The sequence below is a fragment of the Lysinibacillus sp. NPDC056185 genome (genome assembly GCF_047737915.1).
GTDB lineage: Bacteria > Bacillota > Bacilli > Bacillales_A > Planococcaceae > Lysinibacillus.
This window is the reverse complement of the sequence record NZ_JBLLLQ010000011.1, coordinates 40,284-60,054: the sequence shown is the minus strand read 5'-3', so window position 1 is coordinate 60,054 and position 19,771 is coordinate 40,284. Positions and strand designations below refer to the sequence as shown.

The window sequence follows — 19,771 nt, the reverse complement described above, 5'->3', positions numbered from 1 at the left end:
TTGCCCCAGATAATAATTACAGTAATTCTATAAATATAACTAAATATAACTATTATTGCCATTTTTTAAAATGTTATCACAGCTTTTTTGGTTAATCAAACAAAAATGTTAATTTTATCAAATTAAACAAAATCCTGTTTGTTTTTTGAAAATTTCTATTTTTTTACAAAATAGGTTGATTATAAAAAAACATTATGATATATTCCTATTGTTGTGAAATATTAGAATTTTTATATTTATCAATTTTAACCTTCTCTTTTCATATCCTTCATGCAACCACACAAATTTTATTGAGTTACCAATTGTATCTATTCTATTTATTAGACATTATTCAGAAGAATTAACTAAGGTCCTTCTACAAAACCACTCTTTTAAGAAATTTTATCTTCAGTTTGATATGAACTGACTAAAGAAGAAAGGCTTTTACAAATAATGTAATAAAAGCTAACGTACCTAATTTACATGGTACGGGAGGGATAAAACACTTTCAATGAGCTCAAAATTGATAGGTAGTTTATTCCATTTTACTTAAGGAGGAAAAAATTAGTGACTAATAATTTAATTGAATTCAGAAATATTACCAAGGAATATTTCATAGGTGAAGTTCCAATAAAAGCGTTAAATGGAGTAAATTTCATTATTGAGGAGGGAGAGTTTGTTGTCATTCTAGGTGCAAGTGGTGCTGGTAAAAGTACAATCTTGAACATTTTAGGTGGCATGGATACTCCTACTTTAGGAGAGGTAATCGTGGAAAAAAAGGATATTACAGAGTTTAATGAAAAAAAACTAACGGACTACAGAGCAAAAAAAATTGGCTTTGTGTTTCAATTTTATAATCTAATACCTAATCTTACTGCTTTAGAAAATGTTGAGTTTGCAGTTGAAGTTTCTAAAAATCATTTAGATCCTGAAGAAACTCTAAAACAAGTTGGTCTAATTGACAGAATGAATAATTTCCCTTCTCAACTTTCCGGTGGGGAACAGCAAAGGGTTGCAATAGCTAGAGCGATTGCTAAAAATCCATTACTTTTACTTTGTGATGAACCAACTGGAGCTTTAGATTATAAAACAGGGAAATCAGTATTGCAACTTCTTGAAGACATAAATAGAGAAACACATAAATGTGTCGTCTTAATAACACATAATTCAGCTATTGCCCCTATGGCTGACAAAGTAATAAAAGTGAAAAGTGGTGTTATTGAGAATATTACTATAAATGAAAATAAAAAACCTATAAAGGATATTGAATGGTAATGAATAAATTATTTTTAAAATTAATAAGAGACCTGAAATTATATAAGGGGCAATTTATTGCAATTACGTTAGTAATTATTGTAGGAGCATTTTTCTTTGCAGGGTTTTCAACTTTCTCAAAAAATCTCAGTGAATATTCCTCTGAATATTTCGAAAAGACGAACCTAGCTGATTTATGGGTTTACTATGACAATATAACTCCTATAGATGTCCAAAAATTAGGGGAAATTGATGGTATTAAAAATATTGAAGGACGTTATGTTTTAGATGCAAATCAAAAGTTTGATGATGTAAAAACGACTTTAAAGCTACATTCACTCCCTCAAAATAATCGTATTAATCAAATAGTAATGATTGAAGGAAATAGACCAACAGACTCTCATTCAATTGTATTAGATACAGATTATGCAAAAGAACATAATTATTCTGTTGGTGATGAAATAAACCTAAGCACAGCTTATAAAGATATCACTTTAAAAATAAGCGGATTCGGCGAAAGTTCCGAATATACTATAAAATCTAGGGATACCTCAGATTTCCCCCCGAACCATAAAGAATACGGGATAGCATACGTTTCAGAACAAACAATGAGTAATATTATAGGGGAAAATATTTATAATGAAGTCGTTATTGATGTAGAGGATGGATTAGATTTAAATTTAGTTGAAAATGAAATAGAAAAAAGTTCAACTAATTTACATTATTTTTATACATTAAAAAGAGACTTAAATTTAAGTTATAAACAGTTTACTGGTGAAATAAAGCAACAAGAAGAACTTGCAAAAATATTGCCTATTATATTCTTTCTAGTTGCTGCTATCATTACCTTTTTAACAATGTCCAGGCTTGTGGATTCGCAAAGAACTCAAATTGGAATCATGAAAGCATTGGGTATTAAAAATTCAAAAATAGTAACTCATTATCTTGGTTATGCAATAATAATTGGATTTATTGGTGGGCTTGTTGGATCATTGTTAGGGTCAATATTCTTTCCAAAAATATTTATGGACCAAGTAAGAGCAATAATTTCACTTCCTGGCTTTGAAATTCGTATATATTATATCTTTATTTTAATCGCTATAATTTTTTCCATTGCATTTGGTGTTTTAGCATCATTCATGTCTTGTAAAATAATTTTAAAAGAAACAACTACTGAATCATTAAGAGTCAAACCCCCTAAAAAAGTTAAAAAAATATTAATAGAAAGAAATACAACTTTTTGGAGAAAGCTTTCTTACAGTAATAAACTTATTTTAAGAAATATTTTTATTAACAAAAAAAGAGCTATTTACAGTTCTTTAGGGGTTGTCTGCTGTGTCACCTTATTGATACTTGCCTTTGGATATAAGGGCTCTAGACAATTATTAATAGATAAGCAATTTAATGAAGTATATAATTATGATCTTAGGGTTGTGTATAAAACACCTATTAAAAATTTAAGTAGCGATATCCCATATAATGATATTAATTTTAATACACTGGCTCAAACTAGTGTAGTTATTACTAATATTGAAGATAAAAAAGATAGCAATCTACTAATTACAAATAAGGAAAATAATTTAATAAATAATTTTAATAAAGAAGGAAACATATTACCTCTAGATGATGAAGGTGTTATAGTCGCTAAAAGATTTGCAGAAAGATATAAGTTATCTATTGGGGATTCACTTCAATTAAAATTAATAGATTCAAAGTATAAAGGGAAATCTATAGAGGTAAAAATCTCTAATATATCTGAACAGTATTTAAATCAAGAAATATTCGCTACACCGAAGCTCTTATCTAATTTGGGCGTTTATTATGAACCAAGCACACTTCTAATTCAAGGAAAAGACCCAACCAAATTGGACGAAATTTATAAAACCTTTAATAGTATGGGGAATCTAAAAGAAGTTAAGTCTAAAAATGAAATAAAGAAGCTTACTGAAGAAGGTCTACAAAATCTATATAATATGATTGTGGTATTAATTATTTGTGCAATTGTATTATCCTTTGCAGCAATATATAACATTTCTGTAATTAATATAACTGAAAGGATACGGGAACTGGCAACATTAAAGGTACTAGGTTACCAAAGAAATAAAATAAATAAGCTTATTTTTATGGAAAATATTTTTATTACTATTTTTGGGGTAATTATTGGAATTCCAATAGGGATTGCTTTATATATGCTCATTATAAAGAAATTCACTCTTGATAATATGGTGTTTCCTATCACACTAGATATAGGATCTTTACTGTATCCAGTAATCATCACTTTTATTGTTACTATTTTATGTAACATATTTTTAAGGAAAACTGTAAAGAAAATTGATATGATTGAATCACTTAAGAGTATAGAATAAACAGGAAATCATAAACCAACCAGTTGTCATTATAAATCAGCAACTGGTTGGTTTATTTTATCTTACAAGATATTGTTTTTTAATATAATAGTTTCAAACATATAGCTGCACCTAAGATAAGAATAATGCATACAATTCGCCGCCAGTCCTTGGATTCATTGAAAAACAACATTCCAAGTAAAGCGCCACCGGCCGCTCCAATTCCTGTCCAAATTGCATAGGCTGTCCCCATTGGTAATGTTTCCATAGCATATGCAAGGCCAGCAAAGCTCAAGGTAAATGCGAAAATCAATAACACCAAATTTTTTATACTTTTAGCATCATTATATTTACTAATCATATAAACACCCATCATCTCACATAGTCCCGCGACTACTAATGCAATCCATGCCATTATTCGTTCACCTCTTTTTCTTTAGGCTCACCTGTCACTAGCTTTAAACCGACGACCCCTGCAAGTAAAACGACAATACATAAAATCTTAGCTAATTTCCATGGCTCTCCGAACAGTAAGCTACCAGAACATACAGTACCCGCTGTACCTAAGCCTACGAATACCGCATAAACAGTACCGACTGGTAAACTTTCTCCAGCCTTAATTAGTAAATAAAAACTAACAAAAATTGCAATAGCGGTACCAATCCATTCGAGTGCATTCCCTGCATGCTTTAAGCCAATAACCCAACCGACTTCAAAAAAAGCAGCAATTATGACACTTAACCATTGTTTGTTCATTGCGAATTCCTCCATTTTATTGTTAAACACGGATGTATACTATTATTGGGCAGTTCCCTTTAAGCAAAGTGCGTGGTTTTCCGGCATACCTGATCAAATTACTAACCTACCCGATCACTTCTTTTCCTTACCCGAGCAGTTTCCTGACCTACCCGATCACTTCTTCGGCTTACCCGATCAAATTACTGACCTACCCGATCACTTCTTCGGCTTACCCGATCATTTCTTCAGCTTCCCTCCCATAGTAGCCAAATAAAAAAAGCCTAAGAAACACTGCTGTAAACAGTATCTCCCAGGCTTTTATCCTTCCGTGTCACAAAATCATTTGTGGTTTTCTCTCGGACCAGACTAGCATTGCTACGGAACCCTAGAAAACTATCATATTTGATTGTACTACTAGTATAGCAAACTATTCAGTCATTTTCTACTCGTACATAACCAACTTTTTCAACAAGTGCTTGCCCCTCATCTGATACAATCCAGTCGATAAACTTCTTTACATTAGGATTATCTGTTCCTGCTGTTACAGCATAAAATTCAGATACGAGTGGGTATGTGCCATTACGAATATTTTCCTTTGTGGGCTCAATCCCATCAATGGACAATAATTTAATTTCTTTGTTATTCACCATTTCTGTTGAGTAAAATCTAAACGTGTAGCCAATGGCATTTTTATAATTACGATATTGTGATACCTCATGAATAATACCACCCATACCTGTCGCAACATTTTCAGCAGGTGCTTCCATGATTGGTGTATCTCCCATCATTCTTTCAAGTGCTGTTTGGCTTCCGCTATCAGCTGGGCGTTGAAAGGCACGAATCGCAGCATTTTCACCACCGACTTCATGCCAATTCGTAATTTTCCCAGCGTATATTTGTTTAAACTGCCCCAGTAATAAATTTTCTACGCTGTTCTTTTGATTGACGAAAAAGACAAATGCCTCTCGCCCAATGGGGGTCATTTCAAATGTAAGACCTTCCATCTCAGCTTGCCTCTTCTGTGATTCAGATGGCGCTGCTACAAAAATCAGGTCAACATCTCCTGAAATCAAATTTTGATAAGCTTCAGGTGTACGACTAACCATCACTCTACTTTTATCATATGGATAGTAATCCTTTGGATAGGTTGCTTCTACAAAGGCAGCATACAGTGGATACATCGCCGTCGCCCCATCTAAGCGTGGTAGTGACTCAACTAATTGCAATGAAGCCTTTGTATCTGACTTTACTACTTTATTTTGCTCTGTAAACGGTTGATAGAGTGACACATCAATTTCTGCATCAACAGTTGGAATACTCATTTTGTAGTAATATTGAATAGGCTTAATCGAGGCAATCAACAACGCAATGCCCATTACTCCAGCTAACCATATTTTCCGTTTTGTTGTTGTCAACCAATCAAAAATTAAACAAACGAATAGGACAAATAAACATATCGGAACAGTTAAGAGTAGTCCACTAAAATGTAGCCCGCCACTAATCATTAAATACAACCCAACTACTCCTGTGAAAAATAATAATCCGATTAGTACAAAAAGAGACTGTAGCACTTTCATAATCAACGGCTCCACCTCCAAAAGAGTAATTTTATACTTACTATTTTTATAATAGGTTATTTCCGGAAGATAACACAACTGTTTATTCAGAAAATTATGTTAAAATAAAACGTAGTATTGTAAGGAGGTATTACATATGGCAATTGAAAAAGTACGTGAACATTTAGCACAATGGAATGTGCAACACAAAATACAGGAGCTAAACGAAAGCTCGGCGACCGTTGAACTAGCAGCACAGGCACTCGGGTGCGAGCCTGAGCGCATTGCGAAATCCTTATCGTTTCTCGTGAACGATGGCGCGATACTAATTGTTGCTGCAGGCGATGCCAAAGTCGACAATGCAAAATTTAAAGCAGCCTTTGGTACAAAGGCAAAAATGCTTGGAAAAGATGAAGTACTTGAAAAGATTGGACACGAGGTAGGAGGTGTTTGTCCTTTTGGCGTGAATGAGGGCGTTGCTATTTATTTGGATGAATCACTTAAACGCTTCACAACGGTATTCCCTGCATGTGGTAGTAGCAACTCTGCTATTGAGCTTACTATTTCTGAATTAGAAACTTATACACCCTTTCAAGAATGGGTTGACGTCTGTAAAGGCTGGAACGAGTAAAATAAAAATTGGCGAAACTTTATAAAAAAGCCTCGTCGATTTTCAATTTTATCAAGCAATGTTTTTCAAAGCGAAGCATATCTTTAGTAATGTTCAAGGCTTATATAGTTGTTTCATTCTAATAACAGAAAAGGCCTTACTAAATTTGAATTGAGGGTATAAAAATTAGAATAAATATTTTACTTTTTATTACAGAGTATCGCGTGTAAGAAAATATACTGGAGGGCTGGCAATGAAGACTATAGCGGGAACAATCTCTTTATCTGTTTCTTTTACTTTATTCATTTATTTGTTTGGACTAAAACTGGAGCATTCAATTAAATATGACTCTGGATTCTTTTTTCTTCCAATAATTTTACTGATACTTTCTCTTATTTTCTTTAGACAAGACTATAAACGAAAATAAAGATTTACGAGACTAATGTTCTCTGCATGTGGTAGTAACACTCCTCCATTGAGTTTACTTTTTCTGAACTAGAAACCTATATTCCATATCAAGTATGGATTGACGAAGGCTGAAACGAGTAACATGGCGTAATTATCTGCGCAATTATGTCTCGGCATAATTGCGTACGGAATCGGCTTTGTACTTGCACAAAGCCGATTCCGTGACATCCGCCTGAGGCTTTAGGCCAACAGATGTTTTTTGCGCGAAAGCGTAGTGCAACGAAGCGACAGCAACAGCACGAAGTTGGTCATTCAGTCATTGCCACAGGACGTGGCGTTCTTAGACTGAGTTCCTCTATTTCAGCGGATACTCACCACCTATAGAGGTGGGTGACTTCTGTAACTGTCGCTTCGTTTTCGCTACCAAAACACTTGCTGAAAGAAGTTAAAAGTCTCGCCGTTTTTTATTTAATTTTCTTCTCTATATCCAACAGCTAACCAGTGAGAATCCCATTCTGTTATTTGATTGCCTACTCTACATGATAAGCCACATGCACGATTATCAGCGATAAATGAGCCGATTAACCATTTCTTTGTTTGTAATCCATCTTTTAGCTTTATCGTTATAGAGGGCATTTCCACGTACTGCTGATAAATAAACAAATTATCATCATAATGGGTATACGCAGAGGCATTTGTTTTCGTACCATCCCCTGCATAAATTTCTACAGTATTCCCTTCCCGCGAATAGACAGGTTTCTTGACAAACGGCAAGTTTTCCTGAACAAATGGCTCTGCCGAAAGGTACGTTGGCAACATATATTTCTGAATAGCAGCTCGCTCTTCTGCATTAAAAAGAAGCGGATCATCTTTTCGCTCCCAAATCAGCCATAATAAAATTTTCGATTGCAGTACATATGCAGCAGGTGCGTTAATAATAGCAAGCTGCCTGTCTTTTACAAGTTCCAATAATTGTAGACCTATACGCTCACCATCGGAAGACATATCATCTATTAAAAACTCTACTGGGTGTGCAGGACGATATAAAATATCAATTTTCTCCATGGCTGGCGTATATAGGCCACGAGCTATATTAGCAGTGTTACTAGAAAAAATGATAAGCTCTTGTATAGGAACATATTCCACATCAAAAGGTATACATTTCTTTAAAAACTGTACCTGACAATATTCCTCATAATCTTCCGCAGCCGTTTTCCCTGTAATGATGATTTTAGGTTTTTTCACATCATTTAAATAATGCATAGCCGCAAAAAGTGCACCAGACAAGGTTTTATGTAATGCCGAAACATCATTCGGACTATCAAATCCTAAATGCTGACAAAGCGCTTCATTGATTTCAAAGGTTTCTTGGACAAGAAATGGCGTTTCACCATTTAATTCAAGACATTTTATTTCTCCGTCCTCTGTACAAATAAAATCGAAGCGAGCTAGTATCGATTGTTGCTGTAAATAATCTAATTGGATATATGGCAGCATTTCAGAACGAATGCCTAGTGCTAAAAGTTGTTCATCCGATAAATGCTTAAATTGTTTGCCAACCTTTAAAAATATTTTCCAAAGTATAGTAGATGCATAGTTAATTTCATCGATTTTCTCTTTGGGTAAATCTAGTACATCGTATAAGGCGTACTCAAGGTCCTCAAAGTCTGGAAAGAAATTAGGAAATTTAGAATAAAATGCTTGGCGTTGTTGAAAATAATTGTCCATATTGATTTCTCCTTTTAAGAAGATGAAGAGCCACCTCTAGAGGCACCACCTGAGCCAAAGCCTGATTTTCCAGTGCTGGACGATGAGTGATTTGAATAAGAACTATTCGAAGATGAATCTGAACTATTTGAGAATGAACGCTTGCCACTCGAATAAGAGTTGGAACCGCTTGTATTTGAATTAGAGCTATTTGTTGTTGAGTTATTTGAACTATTAGATGTTGTACCAGACGAATTTTGAGAGCCGTTCGTAGTAATTCCATTTGTATTTTTACTTTCGCTAGCATTACTATGATTCGTACGTGGCACTGCTGAACCGCCACCTCTATCCTCTCTATCTGTACCATCCTTTAGATTGCGGCTTTTATAAATGGCACTTCCTAGCATTGCTCCGGCAGTTGCATACATAAGTCCATTAAAGAAATGATGTGCATAATGAGGCGAATTTTCATCTAAACACTCGAACGAACCATCATCACTTTCTTTCCATTCATCACATGCATTTGCCATGTCGCTGTCATACACACTTTGTAAATCACCACTAGCTGTTGCCGTATTGTTTTCTTCCGTTACATTATTTGTATCAGCTGAAGAGGCAGAGGACTCCCCGACATTTTGACTTTCTGTATTCCCACACGCGGCTAATTGCATAGCCATAAATGATGCTGTTGTGACTGCTATATATTTTTTCATTTGTTTTGCCATTTCGTACTTCTCCTTTATGTCGATACCTAATTTACGGATATCCCCTTCTTTAGGTTTCATTTTTTACAAATTCATACATATTATCATAGCACTAAAAACCCCCTGGTGGATTGGAATCATTCATCTCCAGGGAGTTTCGCGCAAAGATATTTATTTAGTCGGTACTGCTTTTCTTCCATATGTCATAAAGCGCCATAGCTTTTCAAATGGCCCCATTTTAAAGAATTTGAACCAGATGACACTAAAGATAATTTGAATGATAAAAATTAAGATTGCAATAATCACCGCATCAGAAGGTGAAACAACTTCAAGCCCCATTAACGACATAAGAGCTAGGCCAATAAAGCTTTGAGCTAAATAGTTTGTAAATGCCATTTGCCCAACTCGTCCAATTGGCTTAAGCAGCTTCGCAATTTTCTTATTTTCTAACATAACAAATAGACAAGCTAAGTAAAAATACGTTGTCGGAATTACCCCTAAACTAATAACGGAATTTAGATTTTCGTATCCACCTTGAGCTGCAAACCAAATCCATATTGAAATGCCAACAAAAAGTGGGAACGTCACAAATTGTAGCCACTTTATTTGTTTTGAGTATTCACTTACATGACTAATCCAATCAGCTTTTGCTACTAAAAAACCAGTTAAAAACATGATAAAAATAGTAATTGCATCATTTCCTAATAAACCAAAAACAGTTGAAAAGGCTTCTTGATTTGGCATTAATATTTGTCCAAGAATACACAGGATATGAACAGTAATAATTGCAAATAACCATTTACTAATTGTTGAAATCTTTGCATGATAAAAAGGTATCAGTAAGAAACCTATTACTGCATAAATAGCAAGGATTGATCCCCAGAAAACAAAATAATGAACAATGCCAATTAACAATAAAGCTAGTAAACGTCTTGCAAAACGCCATCTTGGCTTATCGCCACGAGCTTCTGCACGCGAAGCAAAAATATAAAAACCTACACCAAAGAGGAATGAAAAAATCGAAAAGAATTTCTTCTCAATAAAAATACCAATAAGCGTACTAATAATACCATTAATTCCACTATAGTCAGGCATCGGACCTCCCTCTACTATTATCTGGTAGGCCGCTACATTAATAAACAAAATGCCAAATAACGCTAACCCACGAATAATGTCTAAGGAAACGATTCTTTCTTTTTGAGGTACGGATGAATTCATTCTTTAAAACTCCTTATCTTTCAAACTTTACTGCACTATAGCTATTTTAGCTTTCCATCCTTACAGCAGTTTTTTTATAAGCTTACAGGAACCTTACATTTTATAGATTTTTCTCATAAGTTAATGCCTTTTTTCTCTTACATTAGTTTTTAATCCCTTTCCAAAAGCAAAAATTTCATATTTTATAGTAACCATTATTTCTTTTAAAAAAGGAGAATAGACGATGTACAGACAACGCAAATTTGGTTTTTGCTACCCTGGATATAAATACTGTGGTCCAGGATGTTCAGGACCAGGTAGACCTATCAACGCTGTAGATTCATGCTGCAAATTACACGACGAATGTTATGCTCGATATGGTAGATCAAGATATTGCGATGAAATGTTCCAAAACTGTTTGCGACCACAAATGAACGCTAATAGTAAAATGGCTAGAGATGCTAGATTGTTTTACAACATCTTCGAAATGCGCAATGGGTTCTTTTAAAGAATAAAGAAAGCTCACGATGTTATTTCTACATCGTGAGCTTATCTATCTGTGCTTTTATAAAAAACAGCATATTTCACTGGATTAGTAAAGCCTAATTTAGCGCCTACATGATAAGATCCATGGTTATCAATATCACAATCCCAACAAGGCTTTATATCGTTTAAAAGGCAATCATCAATAAATTTTTCTGCAATGAAGCTTGCTAATCCTAATCCTCTATAATTCGAATCAGTAACTATATCAATCTCTGCAAATTGCTGCGATTTAAAAATAGAAACCGCTTCGCTAATAATCTTATCTCCATGCTGCAGACAAAAACCAAAACCATTTTCAAGGAAATTATTAGTAGAATCCCAGTACTCCTCATAATATTGGTTGTTAAATTCTAAACAATGCTCAATTTGATGTTGCTTGATTTTAATGCATTCGTAGTTAAGCGACTCGTGCTTCTCTCTATTGTTATAAGCATTTTTATCAAAGCTGAAAGTATATCTTTCTAATTTATTCACATAAACGTTTAATCGTTGTTCAATTTTTGTGTTCCAATCTTCTGAGTAAGAAAATAATGTGAAACGTTTATTTTGCTCAATAGATTCTTGTAGTAAAGCTGCGAGTTTACTTATAACTTGCTCGCTGGATGAATCACCATAAACATAGTATATTCCTGATTTGGTTTGAAACAGTAGTGAATGAAGGCTTTCATTGTCGGCATAGACAGCACCTTCTATTACCTGCTCCAGAATACTGTAGACAAATGTTGGCGCCCTCTCTATTGTTTCTTTGACAATCGAATAATTCTCGGTCGTTACCTTAAACATTATCATTTCCCCTATTCTTTTGTATCTCTTCATACAGCATAACATTTTAGCAATTACTAGAATTATTGTATAATAGATACATGAAATTTGAAGGGACTGAATTATGCGCAGATAGCAATATTTTTCATCCAAACTTATAAAAAATTGGAGGTAAAAGTATTGATAGAACAAATTTACACAAAAAGATTATATTTAAGAAAAATGAAGATAGTGGATACACATAGTTTATTTAAAATTTGGTCAGATCCCGATGTGACGAAATTTATGAATATCACTAATTTCACTCATGAACAACAAGCGAAGGAAATGATTGAGCTTTTTGATCAACTAGCTAAGGAGCACAAGGCTATTCGCTTATCAATTATTGAGAAGGAATCCAATGAGATTATCGGCTCTTGTGGATTCAATTCATTTGACTTAGAGAACGCTACAGCAGAAATTGGCTATGATCTCGCTAAAGCTTATTGGGGAAATGGCTATGCGCCAGAATGTATTTCCGCTTTGATTGATTATGCTTTCTCCACTTTAAGCATAACTAAAATTGAAGCAAAAATAGAGCCTTGTAATAGGAATTCTATAAAAGTAGTAGAGAAATTGAATTTTACTTTTGAAGGAACATTTCAGGAATATGAAGAATCAAAAGAATCTTTTTATGACATTAATGTTTATTCTTTATTAAAAGAAAATTGACGTAAAAAATACGAAGCCAAGAATGTTACCGATGAACATTCTTGGCTTTTTTCATTTCTATTACTTAATCGGAATCCAAATTTCAAAATAAAAATCCAGGCTAAATGGATTTTTGTCCGAGTACACTCCCTACTCAGCTTTCCCAGAAGTTTTGTTTGTACAAATAAATATGATGTTAAAATTCCCTACTCTTCTTAACCAAAACAGAGTATAGAGACCGTCAGAAAAGACAGACTCTATACTCCGTTTAAAATATATTTAATAAATCAAATGGCTTTTCGATGATATAGTCATACTCCTCTGGCTTTCCAAAACCATATGAAGCAAAAACAAAAGGAATCCCTGCAAACTTTGCAGAAAGCATATCTCCTTGAGTATCTCCTACATAGACAGCGTTTTTTATGTGATTTCTTTCCATAATTAATTGAATATTTTCTCCCTTTGATAAGCCTGTACGTCCCGGATTTTCAAAGTCGAGAAAATATTTCTCTAGTTTATGATAAGCATAAAATGTTTCTATGTAGCCCTCTTGACAATTGCTCACAATGAACAAGCGGAATTTTTTAGAAAGAGCTAGTAAAGTTTCTTCTAACTGCGGATATAAAATACCACCATTACGTAATAAATCATCTTGCTCTTGCTGGCAGCATGCTAAAATAAGCTCCATCTGCTTTTCTTCATCAAGATATTCAAATAATACAGCTGCTATTTCTTGAATTTGTAAGCCCATCGTTTTAGATAAATCCTCTTCGGTTATCTTTCCTTTACCGTAAGGAGACCCTTGAACTACCTGCGCCCACGATTGCGCTACTGTTTTTCTTGAATCCCAAAGTGTCCCATCCAAATCGAAAATAATGCTCTCTATGTCCATATGAAACCTCCTTTATTAACATTATACAAAATATGGATGTTGAGAAGAGCAAAATTTCTCATCAGGAGGATTTTATATACGATGTTTACTATGTCGGACTAAACAATATAAAACATCATCACTACAAAAATGGATTTGGCAAACTAATCGTTTACCAAATCCATTTTATCTTTATTGAATTGGAATCCAAATTTCAGAGTATGAATCAGGGCTATAAGCATCTTCATCAGGGTAAACTTCAAGTTCAGCTGTTCCTGCTGGTTTATATGGATTGGATGGGAACCACTCTGAATAAATCTGTTTCCAAGTATTTTGCATAGCATCTGGCATAGGGCCATGCACCTCAAAGACAACCCACTTCGATGCAGGTATCTCCAACGCTAATAGATTTTCTCCCACTTCCCCTACATGATCCGTAGCAATCCAGTAATCAATGAAACCATTTTGCCCTTGGTCTGTATTTGGTACACAAACACCTAGCGTCCCTTTAATGCTTCCGTTATTTAATTGGATAAGTTGATGATCGAAATTTTTCGAATTCATCTCATTCCAAAAATGAGGAATGTCTTGCAAGTTCTCACCATTTTGACAATTATATGTTCTTTTTACCCCTACTACTTGAAACTTTTCTTTTTCTACGATCTTATACTTCATTGGTTCTGCTCCCTTCAGGCTTACCTGGATGACCAGGCGATTGTATGATTGTAGCTGTCCTTGCTTCTTTCTTGCTTCACTAGGCGTTAGATTATGCTGCTTACGAAATGCCTTTGTGAAAGCTTCAGGAGAGTCGTAGCCATATTTGTAGGAGAGATCGATTACTTTTTGTTCAGTATTTATTAACTCCTGTGCAGCTAATGTTAGCCTTCTACGTCTTATATAATCTGCAATAGACATATCCGTTAAAATCGAGAAAGTCCGTTGAAAATGAAAGACCGAAGAATTTACCTCCCGTGCAATTTGCTCCATTGTGATGTCATCTAATAAATGCTCTTCGATATAATTTATTGCTTTTTGAATCGACTCAATCCAACTCAATTGCTCTCACTCCTTGTTTATAGCTTATAACATCAAAATTAGTTATTCCTGTCTTTTTATGCTAACTTTGGACTGGTAAAAATGAAAGCTTTATTTTCACCATAGCGTGGTGTTGATTTCCGTTCCGACCGGTCGCTTTGTTGTTGCTGTCGCTACGCTTTCGCACAGATAAAACATTTGTTGCTGTCGCTACGCTTTCGCACAGAGCAAAGCTTCCTGGGGGCGTCCGATGAGCCGCTTCACTCGCGTTGCTCGCTCCAGAGTCTCGGGCCAGCACGATGCTGGTCACGAAGGCGTTATCACAGGACGTGATGGTTTTAGCCTTCGTTCTTCTATTGCTGATCCCCAAGGAGTCGACCAGTCTCCACTCCAATCAACCTATATACATAGAATTAACAAAATTTATACCTTTTTTTGGATAATATGGGTTAAAATTAGTATAAAATATTAGATTGGAGGTTTTGATATTGGTTAAATGGCAAGGGGCAGCAGGAATTTGCTTAAATGAAGACAATCAATTATTAATGGTTTTGCAAGGGACTAAAGAAGAAGCAAAAACATGGGCAGTGCCATCAGGCGGCATAGAAACTACTGAAAATTTTGAGACATGTTGTATCCGCGAAGTGTATGAAGAAACTGGATTTATAGTAGACATCGTCAGAGAAGTGTTACATAAAAATAATGATGTAGTAGAAGTTCGTTATTTCGAAACAATCGTTAAGGGTGGACAAATGACGATACATGATCCCGATGAATTGATTTATGAAATTGCGTGGAAATCAAAAGATGAATTACTAGATTTAACATTAACCTTCCCTGAAGATAGACAATTTCTATTATCATTGTTTCAATAATAGAATCATCATGACTTAGGATGGATAGTGGTAAGAAGACCCTGCCAGAAGCTTATTACTTGGCATTTCCTCTCGATATATCCACAACCGCGGGTAAACTCTTATATTTTGATTATTTCATTTTTACTTTTTCAACGGCCGCTTCATATATCAATTCATCATCAATTTTAATATATTGATTTTTCGCTGCCTTACAATAGCCTTCTTGTTCTAAAAAATCCTTTAGTTTAGATTTCTTCGCAAATATTTTTTCAATGACATTCTTCTCCACTCCAGATTCATCATCTGTTCTTTTAGCAATTGATACCCAATATATTTTCGACAAGTTATTTCCCCCTCCGGATCAATCATTTATAAATAATTAAGGCTGAATGTATAACTGTATGTTCCCCTATATATAACGTATTGTATTTAATATCCACTATTAAATACTCGCTTAAATCTAATAGAGCGTTATTAATATCATGTTCAAATTGTACAATATCATTATTTTGGATCGTTACTACTTGGGTCGCTTGCGTCATACATTTTCCCCCTTTTCTTCTAATCATAGATTAACAGGAAGTATTTGTCACAACAAATTATTTTCGTAGTAAAGCACCTTATCCCCCTTTTTCATTGATAAAAACAGGTAATTAACCATTTATATGGTAAAGTGTAATCTAAGTACTGAATATTCCCCATTTAAAATACATAAAGAGTTTAAAACAATATACTAGATTAAAATGTCTAGCATTCATTAGAAAGTAGGTTTTTTCATGAAAATTACTGCTATCCTCGAAAATTCGAAATCAGATAAAAATTTAACAGCAAAGCATGGTTTATCATTGTATATAGAAACTGAACAAATGAACATAATTTTTGATTTAGGCCCGGATCACTCCTATATCAAAAATGCACAAGCTTTAGGTATCGATTTAAACAAAGCGAATGCAGTAATTATTTCGCATGGACATTCTGATCATATTGGAGGATTAAGGTATTTGGATGAAGTAAATAAACATGCTCCCATTTATTTGTCTTCGAATGCATTAGAATCTCATTGGCTAAAAATTGGACCCTATTATCATAATGTAGGAGCAAAAGTTACTATAGAAAATTTCGATAATCGTATGAAGTTTGTTGATGATGATATAGAAATTACAAAGGGAATTCATATAATTTCTTTAGATCCTACAAATGAATATACGAAAAATCTTTATAAAGGGGATAAGAAGAAGTTAGACGATTTTAATCACGAAATCGTGTTAGTGATTGAAAGCGAAAATGGGTTAGTATTATTTAGCGGTTGTAGTCATCATGGAATTGTAAACATAACTAAAACTATAACTAAAAAGTTTCCAAATAAGAATATCAACGCAATTATTGGGGGATTTCATTTAATTGGTCTGCCTATAGTTAACACTTTAGGAAAGCCAAAAGAAGAAGTTATCTCCATTGGCAATACATTAAATGAAATGAAGATTGACTGTATTTATTCTTGCCACTGTACTGGAGAAAAAGGATTTAGCATTCTCAAAACTGTTTTAAAAGAAAAATTACAATCTTTTAAAACTGGGGAGATTATTGAGCTTTAGTAGATATTACAAAATCACCTACCAAAAAGAAATTCAAATTTCACCATTTCATTAATATAAATATTATATTCTTACCCTAAATGGAGAGATTCACTTGAAAATAATAGAGCGAACAATAATACTATCGTGTGCAGCTATATTCCTATTCATTGTTTTTAAAGCCGTTTATAATGGTGCACTGTCAAATAGATCTATAATTAAACCTCAAAGTTCAAATTATTATCAAATAATTGATAAAGATTTTAATAAAACAGTAGACTTACCTTTTACTAGTATAACTTCGTTTAAAGGTAATTCTAGCTCGATTTTTATGAGTGTAGATCATAAGAGTCCAAATGCTCTAGATAATAAAGTCGTTCAATATGATCGAATGACTCAGAAATACAAAACTATATTTAATAGCAAATTTGAATTGCCATCGATGCAAGGTCTAGAATTAAATGAAAATTGGTTAGTATGGGTAGATGCCGACGAAAGTGGATGGCAGTTGAACCCCTATTTTATGAATTTAAAGACGAAAGAAATTCAACCGTTGACAAAAGAAAATGAAGAAGATGTTTTTAATGACTTCCCTGTCCTAATTGGGGACTATGCAGCTTGGATTAAATCGGATAGAAAAGTTGAAAAAGCGGAAGTTATGCTAAAGAATCTAAAAACAAATGATACCGAAAGTATATTTGATTTAAATACTTATACATTTATGAATATGCATTTATCTTCGAAGGATGGAAAAATATTATTTACTGATAAAAAAAATAATTATGGTTATCTGTATTTATACGATGTGAAAAGTAAAGGAATAGAAGAAATAAAAACTAACTATGAATTCATTGGTTGGGCAAGTTTGCTAAATGGCAACCAATTTATTTATCTAACCTTTAATGATCCTAGTGAATCTTCAACCGATGACCAAAAGCTTCTTTTTTATACTATTTCTAATAAACATACCCAAGTCGTTCTTTCGGATGTGGTAACTGTAAATTCCCATTATACAGATTTTAATAATCAAGTGTTTTTTTCTTATAACGATGAAGGTATGAGAAAATTTAAGGTAAAGAATAATTTACTAGTTGAAGATGGGGAATTAAACAAGGAATTAGAAACTCCTAACTTTTATAGGCTTTCTGCTGAAAATAATGTCTTTATTATTAATCAGGACCTTTCAGATGAAAAACGTAAAAACAAATTAATTATCCAAAGTGAGCTAACTGACTAAAAACGGCTATCCATATCAATGAAAGATAGGGATAGCCTTCTTTTTGTCATTCGATCCTCACCTTTTAGATCAACAAAAGTGTCGAAGCCCTAAAGCCCCAACACTCCCCTTCTAATACATTTTCAAATATTCTTCCCGCTCCCAGTTATGGACACGTGTGCGGTATTTATTCCATTCTATTTCTTTAGCAACCGTGAATTTTTCAAAGATATGATCTCCAAGTGCTTCACGTACGGTATGATCCATTTCTAGTTCAAGGAGTGCGTATTCCAATGACGACGGGAGGTTGTCGATACTGTTCAATTCACGTTCTGCTCGTGACATTTTATAAATATTGCGATCTACAGCATCCGGTGGTGTGAGATCTTTCCGAATGCCATCGAGTCCAGATGCTAAAATAACGGCCATCGCTAAATAAGGGTTGGCTGCTGGATCGACAGAACGCAGCTCGATACGTGTTGATAGTCCTCGTGAAGCTGGAATTCGAATAAGTGGTGAACGATTTTGTGCTGACCATGCCACATAGCAAGGAGCCTCATAACCCGGCACTAATCGTTTATAGGAATTAACAAGTGGGTTTGTTATAGCTGTAAAGCCGTGGACATGTTTTAGTATCCCTGCCATAAAGCTACGCGCTGTTTGGCTTAATTGCAATTCTGCACGTTCATCATAAAACGCATTTTTATCCCCTTCAAATAATGATAAGTTGAAATGCATGCCAGAACCGTTAACACCGAATAGCGGCTTTGGCATAAAGGTTGCATGCAGCCCATGCTGTGCAGCTATCGTTTTTACAACAAGTTTAAACGTTTGAATATTGTCACATGCTTCGATCGCACTTGCATATTTAAAGTCAATTTCATGTTGACCAGGTGCAACCTCATGGTGTGATGCCTCAATTTCAAAGCCCATTTCTTCTAACTCTAATACGATATCACGCCGACAGTTCTCCCCTAAGTCAGTTGGGGCTAAGTCGAAGTACCCGCCACTATCATTTAACTCAAGTGTTGGATGCCCCTTTTCATCTAACTTAAATAAGAAAAATTCTGGCTCTGGCCCTAAATTAAATGAGCTAAAACCTAATTCCTCCATCTCCTTTAAAACCCTCTTCAGATTGGAGCGTGGGTCACCTTCAAATGGTGTACCATCTGGTCTAACAACATCACAGATAAAACGAGCCACTTTACCTTTTTCAGCCGTCCAAGGAAAAATTACAAAAGTATCACGGTCAGGGCTCAAGTACATATCTGATTCCTCAATGCGTACAAAACCTTCAATTGATGAACCATCGAACATCATTTTATTGTCCAATGCTTTTTCTAATTGGCTAACCGGTACTTCAACGTTTTTTATTGTTCCTAATATATCAGTAAATTGTAGGCGAATAAATTTAACATTTTCTTCCTCAACACGGCATTTAATATCTTCTTTTGTATAACGTTTCATTTTTCACCACTCCAATGTAATTTTAATTAACACGATTCTTTTGTAACTGTTTTTAAAATACATTAAAAGGATGTAAAACACAATATCTATGTAAGGTTTTATTACATACATTTTATCGAATATATTAATCTTTTTTTAAGATGGATAGAGCCCCCCTCCCCTTCCTACTTATCATTTGAGTCTTTAGACTCATCATACGGTAGTTTAACTAAAAAGTTTTTGACTTTGTTGCTTGAAGCAAGAACTTTATTTCCA

The 19,771-nt window shown here is 34.2% G+C and carries 20 protein-coding genes and 1 riboswitch; of the genes, 8 read left to right on the top strand and 12 right to left on the bottom strand.

Features of this window, described 5'->3' with window-relative positions; genetic code table 11:
* Window positions 1-546: 546 nt before the first annotated feature.
* A complete protein-coding gene (locus tag ACMZ42_RS12935; RefSeq protein WP_370076243.1) occupies window positions 547-1,254 on the top strand; it encodes an ABC transporter ATP-binding protein in 708 nt (235 codons plus the stop codon).
* Window positions 1,254-3,599 carry an ABC transporter permease gene (locus ACMZ42_RS12930; RefSeq protein ID WP_415731710.1) on the top strand — a complete coding sequence of 782 codons (2,346 nt, stop codon included), beginning with the start codon at window positions 1,254-1,256 and terminating at the stop codon, window positions 3,597-3,599. Before ACMZ42_RS12935 ends, ACMZ42_RS12930 begins: the two co-directional genes overlap by 1 nt.
* Window positions 3,600-3,678: 79 nt before the next feature.
* On the opposite strand, the gene ACMZ42_RS12925 is transcribed toward ACMZ42_RS12930, so the two are convergent.
* From ACMZ42_RS12925 to ACMZ42_RS12915, 3 genes are all read right to left on the bottom strand, one after another.
* Window positions 3,679-3,993, bottom strand: a complete 315-nt coding sequence (locus tag ACMZ42_RS12925; protein WP_370076245.1) for a DMT family transporter — start codon at window positions 3,991-3,993, stop codon at window positions 3,679-3,681.
* Window positions 3,993-4,334 carry a DMT family transporter gene (locus tag ACMZ42_RS12920; protein ID WP_402871938.1) on the bottom strand — a complete coding sequence of 114 codons (342 nt, stop codon included), beginning with the start codon at window positions 4,332-4,334 and terminating at the stop codon, window positions 3,993-3,995. The genes ACMZ42_RS12925 and ACMZ42_RS12920 overlap by 1 nt, the downstream gene beginning before the upstream one ends.
* 287 nt (window positions 4,335-4,621) lie before the next feature.
* Window positions 4,622-4,716: riboswitch (guanidine-I (ykkC/yxkD leader) on the bottom strand.
* 31 nt (window positions 4,717-4,747) lie between these two features.
* On the bottom strand, window positions 4,748-5,893 hold the full coding sequence (locus ACMZ42_RS12915) for a PstS family phosphate ABC transporter substrate-binding protein (RefSeq protein ID WP_415731743.1): 1,146 nt from the start codon (window positions 5,891-5,893) through the stop codon (window positions 4,748-4,750).
* Between the two features lie 136 nt (window positions 5,894-6,029).
* Here ACMZ42_RS12915 and ACMZ42_RS12910 point away from each other — a divergent pair, with 136 nt between their 5' ends.
* On the top strand, window positions 6,030-6,503 hold the full coding sequence (locus ACMZ42_RS12910; protein WP_370076247.1) for a YbaK/EbsC family protein: 474 nt from the start codon (window positions 6,030-6,032) through the stop codon (window positions 6,501-6,503).
* Window positions 6,504-7,358: 855 nt separating this feature from the next.
* Here the strand turns inward: ACMZ42_RS12910 and ACMZ42_RS12905 are convergent.
* The 3 genes from ACMZ42_RS12905 to ACMZ42_RS12895 all read right to left on the bottom strand — a co-directional run bounded on the left by ACMZ42_RS12905 (window position 7,359) and on the right by ACMZ42_RS12895 (window position 10,519).
* Entirely contained in the window at window positions 7,359-8,618 is a 1,260-nt protein-coding gene (locus ACMZ42_RS12905) for a glutathionylspermidine synthase family protein (RefSeq protein ID WP_415731709.1), read from the bottom strand.
* Between the two features lie 14 nt (window positions 8,619-8,632).
* On the bottom strand, window positions 8,633-9,322 hold the full coding sequence (locus tag ACMZ42_RS12900; protein ID WP_415731708.1) for a hypothetical protein: 690 nt from the start codon (window positions 9,320-9,322) through the stop codon (window positions 8,633-8,635).
* Window positions 9,323-9,472: 150 nt separating this feature from the next.
* The gene (locus ACMZ42_RS12895) at window positions 9,473-10,519 is read right to left on the bottom strand and encodes a DUF418 domain-containing protein (protein WP_415731707.1); all 1,047 of its coding nucleotides are present in this window, start codon (window positions 10,517-10,519) and stop codon (window positions 9,473-9,475) included.
* A gap of 223 nt (window positions 10,520-10,742) precedes the next feature.
* Here ACMZ42_RS12895 and ACMZ42_RS12890 point away from each other — a divergent pair, with 223 nt between their 5' ends.
* The gene (locus tag ACMZ42_RS12890; RefSeq protein ID WP_370076253.1) at window positions 10,743-11,006 is read left to right on the top strand and encodes a Parvovirus coat protein VP1-like protein; all 264 of its coding nucleotides are present in this window, start codon (window positions 10,743-10,745) and stop codon (window positions 11,004-11,006) included.
* A gap of 41 nt (window positions 11,007-11,047) precedes the next feature.
* Here the strand turns inward: ACMZ42_RS12890 and ACMZ42_RS12885 are convergent, their stop codons facing one another.
* Window positions 11,048-11,827 carry a GNAT family N-acetyltransferase gene (locus ACMZ42_RS12885; protein ID WP_415731706.1) on the bottom strand — a complete coding sequence of 260 codons (780 nt, stop codon included), beginning with the start codon at window positions 11,825-11,827 and terminating at the stop codon, window positions 11,048-11,050.
* 159 nt (window positions 11,828-11,986) lie between these two features.
* On the opposite strand from ACMZ42_RS12885, the gene ACMZ42_RS12880 reads away from it, so the two are divergent.
* Window positions 11,987-12,517 (top strand): GNAT family N-acetyltransferase, encoded by a 531-nt coding sequence (locus ACMZ42_RS12880; RefSeq protein ID WP_370075012.1) that lies wholly within the window; start codon window positions 11,987-11,989, stop codon window positions 12,515-12,517.
* Window positions 12,518-12,764: 247 nt separating this feature from the next.
* Here the strand turns inward: ACMZ42_RS12880 and ACMZ42_RS12875 are convergent, their stop codons facing one another.
* Window positions 12,765-13,388, bottom strand: a complete 624-nt coding sequence (locus ACMZ42_RS12875) for an HAD family hydrolase (RefSeq protein WP_370075013.1) — start codon at window positions 13,386-13,388, stop codon at window positions 12,765-12,767.
* 171 nt (window positions 13,389-13,559) lie between these two features.
* Window positions 13,560-14,423, bottom strand: coding sequence for an AraC family transcriptional regulator (locus ACMZ42_RS12870; protein WP_370075014.1), 864 nt, complete (start codon window positions 14,421-14,423; stop codon window positions 13,560-13,562).
* A 461-nt stretch (window positions 14,424-14,884) separates the two neighbouring features.
* Here ACMZ42_RS12870 and ACMZ42_RS12865 point away from each other — a divergent pair, with 461 nt between their 5' ends.
* The gene (locus ACMZ42_RS12865) at window positions 14,885-15,277 is read left to right on the top strand and encodes an NUDIX hydrolase (RefSeq protein ID WP_370075015.1); all 393 of its coding nucleotides are present in this window, start codon (window positions 14,885-14,887) and stop codon (window positions 15,275-15,277) included.
* Between the two features lie 112 nt (window positions 15,278-15,389).
* Here ACMZ42_RS12865 and ACMZ42_RS12860 read toward each other — a convergent pair whose 3' ends face one another.
* Together ACMZ42_RS12860 and ACMZ42_RS12855 are read right to left on the bottom strand one after the other, a co-directional pair.
* A complete protein-coding gene (locus ACMZ42_RS12860) occupies window positions 15,390-15,602 on the bottom strand; it encodes a hypothetical protein (RefSeq protein WP_370075016.1) in 213 nt (70 codons plus the stop codon).
* A gap of 22 nt (window positions 15,603-15,624) precedes the next feature.
* Window positions 15,625-15,801, bottom strand: a complete 177-nt coding sequence (locus ACMZ42_RS12855) for a sporulation protein Cse60 (protein ID WP_156304561.1) — start codon at window positions 15,799-15,801, stop codon at window positions 15,625-15,627.
* A 234-nt stretch (window positions 15,802-16,035) separates the two neighbouring features.
* On the opposite strand from ACMZ42_RS12855, the gene ACMZ42_RS12850 reads away from it, so the two are divergent.
* Both ACMZ42_RS12850 and ACMZ42_RS12845 read left to right on the top strand, forming a co-directional pair.
* On the top strand, window positions 16,036-16,854 hold the full coding sequence (locus ACMZ42_RS12850; protein ID WP_402871962.1) for an MBL fold metallo-hydrolase: 819 nt from the start codon (window positions 16,036-16,038) through the stop codon (window positions 16,852-16,854).
* A 94-nt stretch (window positions 16,855-16,948) separates the two neighbouring features.
* Window positions 16,949-18,070, top strand: coding sequence for a hypothetical protein (locus tag ACMZ42_RS12845; protein ID WP_415731705.1), 1,122 nt, complete (start codon window positions 16,949-16,951; stop codon window positions 18,068-18,070).
* 111 nt (window positions 18,071-18,181) lie between these two features.
* Here ACMZ42_RS12845 and glnA read toward each other — a convergent pair whose 3' ends face one another.
* Complete coding sequence (glnA, locus tag ACMZ42_RS12840) at window positions 18,182-19,516, bottom strand: type I glutamate--ammonia ligase (RefSeq protein ID WP_370075019.1); 1,335 nt, start codon at window positions 19,514-19,516, stop codon at window positions 18,182-18,184.
* Window positions 19,517-19,771: the final 255 nt, after the last annotated feature.